This is a genomic window from Vibrio sp. D417a, assembly GCF_030248595.1.
Taxonomy (GTDB): domain Bacteria; phylum Pseudomonadota; class Gammaproteobacteria; order Enterobacterales; family Vibrionaceae; genus Vibrio; species Vibrio alginolyticus.
The window spans coordinates 90,963-104,565 of record NZ_JAHGAM010000017.1 but is presented as its reverse complement, the minus strand read 5'-3'; the positions used below and the strand labels follow the sequence as shown (position 1 = coordinate 104,565).

General features: G+C 44.9%; 11 protein-coding genes. 3 read left to right on the top strand and 8 right to left on the bottom strand.

What is annotated here, in order from left to right; genetic code table 11:
- The first annotated feature begins 80 nt into the window (after positions 1 to 80).
- Positions 81 to 521, top strand: a complete 441-nt coding sequence (locus KI742_RS16825) for a DNA-directed RNA polymerase subunit beta (RefSeq protein ID WP_222712425.1) — start codon at positions 81 to 83, stop codon at positions 519 to 521.
- 90 nt (positions 522 to 611) lie between these two features.
- Here the strand turns inward: KI742_RS16825 and KI742_RS16820 are convergent, their stop codons facing one another.
- Both KI742_RS16820 and purL read right to left on the bottom strand, forming a co-directional pair.
- On the bottom strand, positions 612 to 920 hold the full coding sequence (locus tag KI742_RS16820) for a DUF3622 domain-containing protein (RefSeq protein ID WP_025998700.1): 309 nt from the start codon (positions 918 to 920) through the stop codon (positions 612 to 614).
- A gap of 279 nt (positions 921 to 1,199) precedes the next feature.
- Complete coding sequence (purL, locus tag KI742_RS16815; RefSeq protein ID WP_285385689.1) at positions 1,200 to 5,093, bottom strand: phosphoribosylformylglycinamidine synthase; 3,894 nt, start codon at positions 5,091 to 5,093, stop codon at positions 1,200 to 1,202.
- 299 nt (positions 5,094 to 5,392) lie between these two features.
- On the opposite strand from purL, the gene mltF reads away from it, so the two are divergent.
- The gene (mltF, locus tag KI742_RS16810) at positions 5,393 to 6,970 is read left to right on the top strand and encodes a membrane-bound lytic murein transglycosylase MltF (RefSeq protein WP_031779069.1); all 1,578 of its coding nucleotides are present in this window, start codon (positions 5,393 to 5,395) and stop codon (positions 6,968 to 6,970) included.
- A gap of 588 nt (positions 6,971 to 7,558) precedes the next feature.
- On the opposite strand, the gene tadA is transcribed toward mltF, so the two are convergent.
- The 6 genes from tadA to KI742_RS16780 form a co-directional block, all read right to left on the bottom strand.
- Complete coding sequence (gene tadA, locus KI742_RS16805) at positions 7,559 to 8,107, bottom strand: tRNA adenosine(34) deaminase TadA (RefSeq protein ID WP_086046558.1); 549 nt, start codon at positions 8,105 to 8,107, stop codon at positions 7,559 to 7,561.
- 212 nt (positions 8,108 to 8,319) lie between these two features.
- Positions 8,320 to 9,879, bottom strand: coding sequence for an AbgT family transporter (locus KI742_RS16800; RefSeq protein ID WP_017635695.1), 1,560 nt, complete (start codon positions 9,877 to 9,879; stop codon positions 8,320 to 8,322).
- Between the two features lie 288 nt (positions 9,880 to 10,167).
- Positions 10,168 to 10,578 carry a prepilin-type N-terminal cleavage/methylation domain-containing protein gene (locus KI742_RS16795; protein WP_005381606.1) on the bottom strand — a complete coding sequence of 137 codons (411 nt, stop codon included), beginning with the start codon at positions 10,576 to 10,578 and terminating at the stop codon, positions 10,168 to 10,170.
- Positions 10,568 to 11,863, bottom strand: a complete 1,296-nt coding sequence (locus tag KI742_RS16790) for a hypothetical protein (RefSeq protein WP_053306533.1) — start codon at positions 11,861 to 11,863, stop codon at positions 10,568 to 10,570. The genes KI742_RS16795 and KI742_RS16790 overlap by 11 nt, the downstream gene beginning before the upstream one ends.
- Positions 11,863 to 12,489, bottom strand: a complete 627-nt coding sequence (locus tag KI742_RS16785) for a PilW family protein (protein ID WP_033905826.1) — start codon at positions 12,487 to 12,489, stop codon at positions 11,863 to 11,865. Before KI742_RS16785 ends, KI742_RS16790 begins: the two co-directional genes overlap by 1 nt.
- A gap of 8 nt (positions 12,490 to 12,497) precedes the next feature.
- On the bottom strand, positions 12,498 to 13,013 hold the full coding sequence (locus KI742_RS16780; protein WP_033905824.1) for a GspH/FimT family pseudopilin: 516 nt from the start codon (positions 13,011 to 13,013) through the stop codon (positions 12,498 to 12,500).
- A gap of 103 nt (positions 13,014 to 13,116) precedes the next feature.
- On the opposite strand from KI742_RS16780, the gene KI742_RS16775 reads away from it, so the two are divergent.
- Complete coding sequence (locus KI742_RS16775) at positions 13,117 to 13,548, top strand: type IV pilin protein (RefSeq protein WP_053302986.1); 432 nt, start codon at positions 13,117 to 13,119, stop codon at positions 13,546 to 13,548.
- Positions 13,549 to 13,603 lie beyond the last annotated feature (55 nt).

Here is a 13,603-nt window from a genome sequence, read left to right as displayed (position 1 = left end):
GTTATATCGTATCCAATGGCCATAATTGCACGCCGTTTTATTTATCAGTATTATCATTTCCTTTTGCTTGCATACACATTATGAACAATCTAAAAACACGGCTTCTTCTGATTTGCTTCTTCCCTGTAGGTAGCCTAGCGCAAGCTTCTGAGAACATTGCAGGTTACTTACAAGAACAAAGCAAGCACCAAGTTTCAGAAGATTTTTACGCACAGCCAACAGCAAATAACCTGAATCTAGATGCAAAAACTAACTCTTTAACTTGGCACGAAGATGGTAAGCCGGATCACTGTCGTTACGCCAAGCAGCCCAAAGACGTCGCAACACATTTCGACTACGGTGAAGCAAACGATCTATCTGACGGCTTACAACACTTTGATTTACCGGAAAGACATTCTGCAAAGGTCAAATCGATACATCGCACTTATGCTAATAACCCTCACCTTCTTCCTGGCAATAAACAATTTGCAGCCCCTGAAGACGGCACGTTTAGCCTGTCCGTATCATCGGATTGTTTTTAGCCGATATAAATAAAAAATGCCCTGAGACAAAACTCAGGGCATTTTCACTATTTGTTTGATGGGTAACGTCACCATCTCACCGATTTAAACTTATTCTTCGTCAGTGTCTACTTCGGTTTCACGTGCTTTGCGGGCTTCTTCTTTACGAACTTTTGCCGCTAGTTGTTCTGCTTCACGCTCTTGACGTTGCGCTGCTTTACGCTCGTTACGAACCACTTGGTTTTGGATAAATCCAGCCAGTTCTTGTTCAGCCCAAGCTTGTGCTTTCTCTTCGCTGTCAAAGCCTGTTTCACGCTTTGATACTACAGTCTTACGAGATGTCACTTGGCGAGTGATTTCTGCGCTCCAGCCGTTACGTTTTTCAGTGACGCGGATAGCAAATTTTGGATTCTTAGACATTTCTTTCATTTCCTAAGGGATTTAGGGATCAATCAGGGATTCGGTCAACTTGATAACTCCATCTAAGCTGAGCTGTTTAACACCATCCCTTGGTAAGCGCGGTATTAGAGCATAAAAGTAATCTAAACGCTGCAAGTTTTTTACGCTAGATAATAGATGACAAAGAAGAGGCAGAACAAAGCAACGTTTCGCCAAGTCACTAGAAAGAGCGACGAAGAAAAAAGAAAGCGCTGGTCTCTCAACCAACGCTTTACTTAAGCTAGATTAACCTTTGGTTAATTAACCGATATTCTTACGGGCATTTTGGAACATACGCATCCAAGCGCCATTTTCACCCCAACCTTCCGGAGCCCAAGAGTTCGCAACTGTGCGGAATACGCGCTCTGGGTGAGGCATCATGATAGTTACGCGACCGTCTGCTGTTGTTAAACCGGTAATCGCATTTGGCGAACCATTCGGGTTGTTCGGGTATTGTTGTGTTGGGTTACCGAGGTTATCCACGTAACGAACCGCAACCGTACCTGATGCTTCAATCGCTGCTAGGTGCTCTGCATCACGTACTTCTACACGCCCTTCACCGTGGGAAACCGCGATTGGCATGCGCGAACCAGCCATTCCGTCGAAGAATACAGAATCAGATTTCTGAACTTCAACTAGACTAAAGCGCGCTTCAAAACGCTCAGATTCGTTGCGCACAAAACGTGGCCACAAGTCTGCACCTGGGATCAGCTCTTTCAGGTTTGATAGCATCTGACAACCGTTACATACACCTAAAGAGAACGTCTCTTCACGGTTGAAGAAGGCTTGGAACTGTTCACGAGCTTGTGCGTTAAACAGGATAGACTTAGCCCAACCTTCACCCGCACCTAGTACGTCGCCGTAAGAGAAGCCACCACAAGCTACTAGGCCATGGTATTCATCCAGTACCGCTTGGCCTGTTAGGATATCGCTCATATGGATGTCGGTTGCTTCAAAACCAGCTCTGTCAAACGCTGCTGCCATTTCGACGTGGGAGTTAACGCCCTGCTCACGTAGAATTGCCATCTTAGGTTTAGCACCTTTCGCAATGTACGGTGCTGCAACGTCTTCATTTACGTCGAAGCTGAGCTTAACGTTTAGACCCGGGTCAGAGTTATCTTTCTTAGCTTCGTGCTCTTGGTCTGCACACGCTGGGTTATCACGTAGACCTTGCATCTTATGCGTTGTTTCAGCCCAGATAACGCGTAGTTCGGTACGTGAACGTTCAAGCATAACAGCATCACCAGAAGTGATAACAAAGTCGTCTGAAGCTTCAACAGAACCAATCACATGTGAGCATGCCTGTAAGCCGTTTGCCGCCAGAGTAGATAGAACTGAATCTAGATCATCATTCTTAACTTGAACAACCGCACCTAGCTCTTCGTTAAATAGAACGGCTAGCGCATCATCACCCAGCTCTGCGATGTTCGCTTTTACGCCACAGTGACCCGCAAACGCCATCTCAGCCAGTGTAACAAACAGACCGCCGTCGCCTTTATCGTGGTAAGCCACTAGCTTGTTATCACGTACTAACGCTTGCATTGCATCAAAGAAGCCTTTTAGCTGCTCTGCATTATCTACGTCAGCAGGTTTGTCACCCAGCTGTTTGTATACTTGTGCCAATGCTGTCGCACCTAAGCGGTTTTTTCCGTTACCCAAGTCAACAAGAACTAGAGAGGTATCTCCTTTGTCAGTGCATAGTTGTGGAGTCACGGTCTTACGTACGTCTTCCACACGACCAAATGCCGTGATAACTAGCGACAGTGGAGAAGTGACTTCTTTGCTCTCGCCGTTTTCTTCCCACTTGGTTTTCATCGACATGGAGTCTTTACCAACTGGGATAGTCAAACCTAACGCAGGACACAATTCTTCACCAACCGCTTTCACTGCTTCGTAAAGACCCGCATCTTCACCTGGGTGACCCGCTGGAGACATCCAGTTCGCAGACAGTTTAATATGTTTAATATCACCGATGTCTGTTGCCGCAATGTTCGTTAGTGACTCACCAACGGCTAGGCGAGCCGATGCACCAAAGTCTAGTAATGCAACTGGCGTGCGCTCACCCATCGACATTGCTTCGCCATGGTAAGTGTCGTAGCTTGCCGCTGTTACTGCGCAGTTTGCTACTGGTACCTGCCAAGGACCAACCATTTGATCACGAGCAACCAGACCCGTTACTGTTCGGTCACCGATAGTAATTAGGAATGTTTTTTCTGCAACAGCAGGAAGACGAAGTACGCGATCCACCGCTTCATTAAGCTCAATACCATCACGAACAATGGCAGGGCTTTCCACTTTTAGTGTGGTTGCGTCGCGGTGCATCTTCGGTGGCTTACCAAGCAGGATATCCATTGGCATATCGATCGGCGTATTGTCGAAGTGAGAATCTTCTAGCGTTAGATGACGCTCTTCTGTCGCCACACCCACCACTGCATACGGTGCGCGTTCACGCTTACAGATGGCGTCGAATGCTTCCATGTTTTCTGGCGCTACCGCTAGAACGTAACGTTCCTGTGATTCGTTACACCAGATTTCCAGTGGGCTCATGCCCGGCTCATCGTTTGGTACATCGCGTAATTGGAACTTACCGCCACGCTCACCGTCGTCGACAAGTTCAGGCAATGCGTTAGAGATACCGCCTGCACCCACATCGTGGATAAATGCGATTGGGTTGTCGTCGCCTAACTGCCAACAACGGTCGATCACTTCCTGACAGCGACGTTCCATCTCTGGGTTTTCACGCTGTACTGAAGCGAAGTCCAGATCTTCTGCTGACTGACCAGATGCCATGGAAGATGCCGCACCACCACCAAGACCGATGTTCATTGCCGGACCACCAAGTACGATTAGGCTCGCACCTACAGGGATCTCTTTCTTCTGCACGTGTTCATCGCGGATGTTACCCATACCACCAGCAATCATGATTGGTTTGTGGTAACCACGAATTTCTTCACCCGCATGAGAAGTGACTTTTTCTTCGTAAGTACGGAAGTAACCCAATAGATTTGGACGACCAAATTCGTTGTTGAATGCCGCGCCTCCTAGAGGGCCTTCAAGCATGATGTCTAACGCATTTACAATACGACCCGGCTTGCCGAAGTCGGTTTCCCATGGCTGTTCAAAACCAGGAATACGTAAGTTAGAGGTTGTAAAACCAACCAGACCCGCTTTTGGCTTACCGCCGATACCCGTCGCGCCTTCGTCACGGATTTCACCGCCTGAGCCAGTCGATGCGCCCGGCCATGGAGAGATTGCCGTTGGGTGGTTGTGCGTTTCTACCTTCATCAAGATGTGCGTATCTTCATGGTGGTACGTGTATTGACGAGATTTAGGGTCAGGGAAGAAACGCCCCGCTTTAGAACCTGTCATAACGGCTGCGTTGTCTTTGTATGCAGACAGTACATAGTCAGGTGTCGTTTCAAAAGTGTTTTTGATCATGTTGAACAAAGACTTAGGTTGATCTACCCCGTCGATAGTCCAATCTGCGTTAAAAATTTTGTGGCGACAATGCTCTGAGTTCGCCTGAGCAAACATCATCAATTCAATGTCGTTTGGGTTACGCCCAAGCTTAGTAAAGTTCTCTACCAAGTAATCAATTTCATCTTCTGCGAGTGCCAAGCCAAGGGAAACGTTTGCCTCTTCAAGCGCAAGACGACCGCCAGCTAAGATATCAACATGTGCGACAGGCTTAGGCTCTGCAACAGTAAATAATGCTGATGCGGCTTCAAATTCTGTGAATACTGTTTCCATCATGCGGTCGTGAATTAACGCTTTAACAGCGTCAGCTTGAGCTTCTGATAGAACAACTGAAGACTCGACATAATAAGCCGTACCACGCTCTAGACGTTTCACTTTATCCAGACCACAGTTAACAGCGATATCGGTAGATTTAGAAGACCAAGGCGAGATAGTGCCAGGACGAGGCGTGACAAGAAGTAGAAGACCTTCAGGCTCATGCTCTTCGATGGTTGGGCCGTAAGTTAGTAACTTTTCAAGTTTTTCTAACTCTTGGTCATCAAGGTCTGACTTTAGATCGGCAAAGTGCATAAACTCGGCATAAATGCCAGTTACAGGCAGATCTTGTTCACGACAAAGTTCCAGTAGTTTATTAACACGAAACTCAGAAAGAGCTGGGGAGCCACGCAAAATTCTCATGTGCTTAGGTCTCTTATGCAATTGATTAAGGTGATATTGGAATAAATTCAGACACTTAAAATAAGCCCTGTCGAACCTATGCCGATTCCACCTCGTCATTGCGAGCGCATTATATAGTAATTGTTTTTGTGATGTAACACCAAAAGCAACCGTTTGCGTCATTTTTTTTGTCAAATTTGAATTACAACTAAAATGTCGATAAAACACACAATGTCACGTTATAAGTGTGTGATTCACTTTGCCCCATGAGCTCGCTTTGATATAAAGGCAAATAGAAATTTTCCAAGATGTACCTATTAATGCAAATAAGTCACTTCAACCGGCTCAAGCGCAGTGCTCTAATTTTAGTTTCTGTTCTTTTGCTCTCAGCTTGCCAGATTGAGTCGGAGCCCAAAAGTGAATTTGAAAAAATTCAAGAACGTGGTGTGCTTCGTGTTGGCACGCTAAACAATCAGCTTTCCTACTACATAGGTCCCGATGGTCCCGCAGGGTTGGATTACGAATTGGCGCGTCAGTTTGCGGAACAGCTCGGCGTCAAACTCGAGATTAAACCAGCCTTTCGCCAGGCTGAGCTTTTTCCTGCTCTTAAGAAAGGAGATATCGATATCATCGCTACGGGTTTAAATCAAACGTCACAAGCAGTCAAACGATTTAGACCAGGCCCTGCCTATTATTATGTAAGCCAACAAGTGGTATATAAAAAAGGGCAACTTCGACCACGTGATATCGAACAACTCATTGAATACCAAGCCTCGAAAGACGACGAGTCCGACGAAGATACAAATGCAGGCGCTCAAACATTAAAGATCGTTGAACAATCGCAATATGTTCCGACCCTAACAGCGTTAAAGAAGCAGTATCCAGAACTTCAGTTTGAAATTGTTGGTGATGCTGACACGAGAGACTTACTCAAATACGTATCGACGGGTGAGTTACGTTTTACTGTGACTGATTCGGTGGAACTTTCCCTTGCTCAACGCCTTTACCCCGATCTTGCGCTCGCGTTTGAACTTACAGAAGATCAACCAGTATCTTGGTTTACTCGACGTTCTGAAGACGAAAGTTTGTATGCGATGCTGATAGAGTTTTTCGGTAACATCAAACAATCAGGAGAACTGTCCACCCTCGAAGAAAAGTACATTGGTCATATTGAAGCATTTGACTACGTTGATACTCGCGCATTCATTCGAGCTCTGGATGACAAATTGCCTAAATGGGCACCTTTATTCCAAAAATACAGCGAAGAGTTCGACTGGCGCTTAATTGCAGCATTGGCTTATCAAGAGTCACACTGGAAACCAACAGCAAAATCGCCAACAGGTGTTAGGGGGATGATGATGCTGACTCTGCCAACAGCGAAAAGCGTCGGGGTAACAAACCGTTTAGACCCTGAGCAATCTGTTCGTGGTGGTGTCGAGTACTTACGTCGTATTGTAAGTCGCGTGCCTGATAGCATTAACGAGCATGAAAAAATATGGTTTGCGTTAGCTTCATACAATATTGGTTACGGCCACATGATGGACGCACGACGACTCACCAAAGCACAAGGTGGCGATCCGAACGCTTGGGCCGATGTAAAAGATAGGCTGCCTTTACTGCGTCAGAAGCGCTATTACAGCCAAACTCGCTATGGGTACGCCAGAGGCGATGAAGCGCGTAATTACGTAGAAAATATTCGACGTTACTACCAATCCATCATTGGTCATGTCAGCCAACAGCCAGCGATTGATGAGAATAGCGATGACTTGCAAGTGATTCCGCCGCTCAACCCCGACATTTTGATATCGGGCGCAGTAGAGACCGTCGTAGAACAAGTCTCTGGCGCTTCTGACGTCACGGTTGAAGAAGACACCGAACAAGAAAGCATTGAAGAATAAACCCGCGGTAAACTAAAAAATGACGAGCCTATGAAGCTCGTCATTTTTGTTGAGTCCTAACGAAAACTTATCTAGACTCCAATATTCTGAGTGACACCAACCACACTCAACCATTCCTTTGGTTGGTCGCCTTTTCTTCATCGTTAGTAAAACTGATTGCTTTGTAACAGATTACTTTACAACCACATGGTTTAGCTCACTTGATGAAGCGGCGCTTTCGGCTACACTCTGCCGAAATAACGTCACTCCTATTATTAAGCATCGTATTGAAATTGTTTGCTGGCTCTGTGCAATGCAGAAGTCAAATGAAGAACGTTTAAACCATACAATGTTTAGTGCGATTATCGAGCCTATTGCCAAGCATCGATGAGCCGCACTTTACTGGTAAAAGTCTTGTCTGCAGGAGGTTTTGAATATGAGAAGACGTAGAGTGCAGTCAAAGCGTTTAAATAACACAGTAGCTGCTATCCGACGTAAACGTAAACTGACATGTATGAAAAAGAAAGTAAGTTCACGTAATCGTGTTTTTGTACATTTAGTCAATCACTAGTGCGTCCAAGCAAACATCTACCACGTTGTAGGTGTTTGCTAGCCCTCACTACTCCTACTACCTTGTTCGCTCTCTCCATTTTCTAATGCTTTTTGTGCTTGCTTCTTCGCTTTAATTTCCTTTCGGCGGCGCTTAAAAAACGCTTGTAGCTGAGTACGGCACTCATCTTCTAGCAGCCCCTTTTCAACTAAGGCGTAATGGTAAGCGGCTTGACTTTCAAACAAATTAAGCACTGTTCCTGCTGCTCCAGCTTTTAAATCTGGCGCTCCAAAAACAACCCGCTTAACGCGGCTATGCAATAAGGCTCCGGAACACATTGGGCATGGCTCAAGTGTTACATATAACGTCGTATCCAGAAGGCGGTAATTTTCTAGCTTTTGGCCTGCTTTACGCAGTGTTTGGATCTCAGCATGTGCGGTAGCGTCATTAGTACCAATAGAGCGGTTCCAGCCCTCAGCGATAATTTCACCATCTTTGACAAGCACTGCGCCAACAGGTACTTCCCCCTCAGCTTCTGCTTGCTCAGCAAGCTCCATCGCTCTGCGCATAAACAATTCATCTTGAGGGGAAAACGGATGGTTAGACAAAGGAGGCTCCAAAGAAACAAAAAACGATTGAAGTCAGGAATTTTATCACCAACTTCGGTTTCACTACAGCAACACATCACGGGACAAAGTCTGCAACTCCAAAAAACTAGTTACAAGACCTATCGATGTTCGTTTTACGAGAACAAAAAAACGCAGATCGAAGACCTGCGCTTTTTGGCTGCCAATTAGCGGCTTTCACACCCTACACGTTTTTACATTGTGTAAGTGTAAGGAGCTTGAATGCCTAGCGGGATACCTACCATCCAATAAGCAACTAGGAAGATAGACCAACCGATCAGCATTGCGATCGAGAATGGCATCATTAGTGACGCAAGCGTACCGATACCAGCAGACTTTACATAACGCTGACAGTAAACCACAACAAGAGGGAAAAATACCATTAGAGGCGAAATGATGTTCGATACAGAGTCACCCACACGGTAAGCCGCCTGAGACAGCTCAGGCGAGATACCAACCGCCATTAGCATTGGCACTAGGATTGGACCAATTAAAGCCCATTTTGCCGATGCCGAACCAATAAGTAGGTTTACAGACGCGGTTAGAAGGATCATACCGATGATGGTCACTTCACCTGGTAGGTTCATCGCTTTTAAGCCTTCTGCGCCATACAACGCTAGCATCGTACCGATGTTTGACTGAGCAAATGCAGATAGGAACTGAGCACAGAAGAACGACATAACAATGTATGCGCCCATGGTTGACATAGTATCAGCCATCGCTTTGATAATGTCGTTGCTGGTCTTGAACGTTCCAGACACTTTACCGTAAACGTAACCAGGAATGATAAACAGAATAAAGATCAACGGCACGATAGACTTCATTATCGGTGCTGAGAAGGCAGTAATTTCACCTTCAGGCGAGCGAAGTGCTGATGTTTCTGGAATTAACGCTGCAACAAGTAAAGCAATACCCGCCATCATTGCCCAACCTGCATAACGGAATGCTTTTGATTCCAGTTCAGTAAATGAACCTAGGTTTGGCGCGGTTTCCGCATCATCATCAATTGGCATTTTTGATAAACGAGGCTCGATAATTTTCTCTGTCACGTACCAACCAATCCCCACAATAATGATAGAGGATAGGCCAGTGAAGAAGATGTTCGCTAATGGGTTAACCACGTATTCAGGATCAAGAACCTGCGCCGCAGTTTGCGTAAAGCCTGCTAGTAGTGGATCTATACCTGAAGGGATAAAGTTTGCAGAGAAGCCACCAGATACACCTGCAAATGCTGCCGCAATACCTGCTAAAGGGTGACGACCTGCCGCATGGAAGATAATACCGCCAAGAGGAATAACCAGAACATAGCCTGCATCTGCCGCAGTATGCGATACAATGGCAACCAAAATAAGCATTGGAGTAAGAAGCTTAGCTGGCGTGAAGTTCAGCATCTTCTTAAGACCCGTCGTAATAAAGCCCGAAGAATCTGCAACACCCACACCTAGCATTGCGACAAGTACGATACCCAGTGGCGCAAAGCCAGTAAACGTCGTCACCATGTTAGCAAGGAAACTTGCTAGCGCTTCGCCCGTAAGTAAGTTGGTGATAGTAAGAGCTTCGCCCGTTCGAGGGTTTGGAAGATCGAATGATACATTCGACAAAAGTGCTGACGCCGCCCAAGTAATGATCAATGCCCAGAAGAACAAAATCGCAGGGTCAGGAATTTTGTTACCTGTCCTCTCGATAAAGTTTAAAAAGCGCTCCATCCCGCTCGGCTTCGATGATGGTGCCTTATTTACAGCTTGGTTACTCATGGTAACTCCATAGTGAATGATGTTGGTGCCAAGGCCTATTTGAATAATTATAACGGCCTACTATCCAACGAGTATTCTAGTAAACACTAATGGGGAAAGCACAAGGTTCTAGATTTTTTTTCATAATTGGAGACATATTTTGCAAAAACACCACTTCAATTAAACATAATAAAAACAGTAGCACATCAACTCAATTAACAGTTCAAAAACCATTTATTAACCGTGACAAATCCGGTATTAAACAGGAATTACACCCGCATTTGTCCCAGCCCATGTATGCAATTGAACTTAGTTTTCGAATTCACTGTATTGTGAGATCATCGTTTTAAGCTGAACTGATCGCGTCTCGCCGATTCTATCCTTCCAGCTAGAGGTAATGGTGATAGTTTTCAGTGTTCCTGAAACCGTGGCAGCTGGAACTTCCCACTCGACGACATAAGATCCAGTAACAGAAGAGCCTGTTGCAATAGAAGCAAAATTTGCAGGTGTGATGGTAGACATCGCCGCAGAAGCACCACGCGTCCGGAACCATTCGAGCTGGTTTTCTGCTAGACGAAGTGCTTCAATACTTTTTATGGCATATTCGGATTCGCGTTCTAGATACACGTTTAGCTTAGTTAAACCTAGAGCCCCAACACCGATAAGCAGAAAAGAAATTAGAACTTCAAGAAGGTTAAAACCTTTTTGTTTAGAGATCATTCCAGGAGCCCTTCTTCCAGCGGAAATTAATAATCGGATCAACGACCTCATCGATGTTATCTCGGTTGTAAGCAAAATTTAGAGAGTTAACAAAATAAGCACTGTAACCTGGACTATCTAAGACTTGTCCCCCCGAAAAACTAAATGAGCCACGCTGCAGGTAAACGACTTTATCTAGAGCAAGCGTGGGAAAGTTAGCCGCATCCCCAAAATGATCTTTGGCCTCGAACAAGTTCCAATGTGTATCTAAATCTGTAAGTGAATTAGTCGTAAGTTGATAGAGCATACCAGGGAATGTCATTGAACCATGTACAGCAAAAATACCATCTTGAACCACAAGTAATATTGGAGCTTCTCCAGTAGCGGCAAAAGCTTCATTAAGATAATCAATGCCTCCTTTGATTAGTATCCCATCAGAATCATTCTCATACTCTCCAGAGCTATTCTTTTTAGAGGAAGTAAACTCACAGGACCCCGTAACCCAAATATGAGTTTTCCCTGCTGAAATTTGCTCCCCAACTTTCTTTCCACAATCAGTAACGACTTGGTTAGTTGAGTCGTCGTAATCAATCGTAGTAAACCCCCAGCCTGATTTCACCGAGTTCCAGTCACTGCGTTGCTCTCTAAAAATGTCGTAAAATGGCTCTAGGTCTGCATCTTGAATAAAGTCCTCTCCGTAATCTGAGTCAGAAGAGGTCACACTCATATGTTCCGATTTACAATCTATATTGTTGTGAACAAAATCAGCATAAGGGGCAGAACCATGTATAACCCCTTGGTTTGTCGCTCCAGCACGTGAGTGAAATGCATTCTTATAGCGAATAGCAACACACTCCCACCCACTTCCTACAAATTCGCCAGGATCTGGTGTTGAAAATGCGGAGCTACCATTAACGTATAAATCTGTACTACTTTTTAGTGCTCCGGACGCTCTTCCTCTTGAAAGGACAAGTTGTTTTTCAACGGTCCGGCTGGAGTTTGGAGCTGGTTTGCTTAACAGCTTGTTGTCGGGTTCCAATGCTAATTGATGTAAACCTAAAGGTGTTTCACATCGGCTTGAAATTAGTGAAGTTGCAGAAGAAATATCACCGGTACTTTGAACTAAAGAATAGAAACACTCCAATCCCCCTTCTGCAAGCCAATGTTCTTGTCGTGCTTCAATTTGATTGTTGGCACGCTTGATCTGATAAAAAAGAGACTTGTAGCTACCAAGCGACATCATTAATGCCGCAACTAGCAATACACCCACAACTAATAACGCTGCTGCACCTTGTTGTTTCTTCATTACTGCCAGTTCCTTTGCATCGCAGTAAACGACTGCTGCGTGCGAATATCTGTCACGTCTTTCAATTCGGTTCCCAATGTAATGGTCACCAGCGCACTTTTTGCATCAGTGCTTTCTAGCAAATCACTAGTCAGGTCAAATCGATTAACGTGAATAACTTTTTTATCAAAGAGAGTGTTACATGAGCCTGTGCCTGCAAGGTTGACCACGTCATTAACATCCCATATCGTTATTTGCTTTTTTTCACACACAAATAGCGACTCTGGCGTATTAACTCGTTGCTCATAAGCCACGTTTTTATATAAAGGAGCAGAGCCAGAAACACCTATGTAATAGGCGTAAGCAATTAGCCCTCTATCAACATCATCAAGAGTGTAAATTGTGTTCGCTGAGCCCGATATTTTTATAGAATGACCATTGTTACCGTCAAAACCAGCACGCTGAATGTCGCTCTTGAGCATCTGCACGACACTTTCAGAATTCTGTAACAACATTAACTCTTTCGAACGCTCCATTATCACTCGTTGACCACTCACATAGATTGACCCCACTGTCGCAAGAGAAATAAGCCCAAGCACAGATGCGATCATAAACTCAATAAGGCTAGCCCCTTTTTGTTTAAACATAGCCATCCTTAAGAGCAAGTTGAATAACCGTAATATTCTGTGCCGCTGTTATCACTACATACTCTTACGCGGGCTGATAAAGTATGAGAAATGAGTTTTAAGGCTTTTGATGATTCACCAACAGGATGAAACTTCAAGTTTCCTGATGATGGTCGACCATGGACATCGTCGAAGCTGATTTGATCGGAAGCATAGCTCGGGGTAACGACAATACCGTAATACGGCTTACCTGATAAAGAGAACAACACAGTCCCAGCTCCCTCAGCTCCGTTATCTGTCAAATCAATACGCCAGTTTCCGTCACTGGATGAGCTCCCAGACATGATGATGTGTGCCCAAAGTCTTTCACGCCGTAATACTGCTTCAGACTTGCCTTCAATAACAAAGCCATGCAATTCATTAGCTAAGCGCTGCATTTTGTTGGTTTCAAAGACATTCTTGAAAGATGGTGCAGCTGTAGCCAATAAAGCACTCAGTACAGCAACAGTAATAAGAAGCTCCAACAACGTAAACCCGCGAGGCATTTCCCAAATTCCTATGTAAACGGCAAAAGGGCCGTAATTCATCTTGCACAGATGCTATCACCTGCCAAAAATAGGCGGAAAAGTGAAAAGGAAACTACTCGTGATGATTCGAATTTCTCGTTGTAACGGCTACAAAAAAGGATTGAGAGGGATGACATTGATCGAATTACTGATAGCTGTCGTGATTGTCGGGATCATTGCTGCGATCGCCTACCCTTCTTACACTAATCATGTAATCAAGTCTCATAGGACGGTTGCCTTGAGCGATCTTAGTCGAATTCAGCTAGAGCTAGAGACATCTTATGATGGTGGGTACGACTGGAGTCATATTCTCTCTGGAGGAACATGCACTCTATGTGACTCAGACAAAAATAGATTTTCTTTCGATATTGCTAGCTCTGCAAGTACGGCCTATACCATTACAGCAACAGCAAAATCACCTCTTGGACAAGACGACGACGAGTGCTTGACTGGTTCTAAAACGATTACTTTAACGTCAACAAATGTCGAAGAACCAAGTGATTGCTGGAACTAGCAAGAACACCGAGATACAAAAAGGCCTGCATTTTAGCAGGCCTTTGTATTTGTGC

Bases quoted from the DNA above. Each gene is read 5' to 3' on its own strand.
- KI742_RS16825 (WP_222712425.1), top strand. From the start codon at position 81: ATGAACAATCTAAAAACACGGCTTCTTCTGATTTGCTTCTTCCCTGTA.
- KI742_RS16820 (WP_025998700.1), bottom strand. From the start codon at position 920: ATGTCTAAGAATCCAAAATTTGCTATCCGCGTCACTGAAAAACGTAAC.
- purL (WP_285385689.1), bottom strand. From the start codon at position 5,093: ATGAGAATTTTGCGTGGCTCCCCAGCTCTTTCTGAGTTTCGTGTTAAT.
- mltF (WP_031779069.1), top strand. From the start codon at position 5,393: ATGCAAATAAGTCACTTCAACCGGCTCAAGCGCAGTGCTCTAATTTTA.
- KI742_RS16800 (WP_017635695.1), bottom strand. From the start codon at position 9,879: ATGAGTAACCAAGCTGTAAATAAGGCACCATCATCGAAGCCGAGCGGG.
- KI742_RS16795 (WP_005381606.1), bottom strand. From the start codon at position 10,578: ATGATCTCTAAACAAAAAGGTTTTAACCTTCTTGAAGTTCTAATTTCT.
- KI742_RS16790 (WP_053306533.1), bottom strand. From the start codon at position 11,863: ATGAAGAAACAACAAGGTGCAGCAGCGTTATTAGTTGTGGGTGTATTG.
- KI742_RS16785 (WP_033905826.1), bottom strand. From the start codon at position 12,489: ATGTTTAAACAAAAAGGGGCTAGCCTTATTGAGTTTATGATCGCATCT.
- KI742_RS16780 (WP_033905824.1), bottom strand. From the start codon at position 13,013: ATGCCTCGCGGGTTTACGTTGTTGGAGCTTCTTATTACTGTTGCTGTA.
- KI742_RS16775 (WP_053302986.1), top strand. From the start codon at position 13,117: ATGATTCGAATTTCTCGTTGTAACGGCTACAAAAAAGGATTGAGAGGG.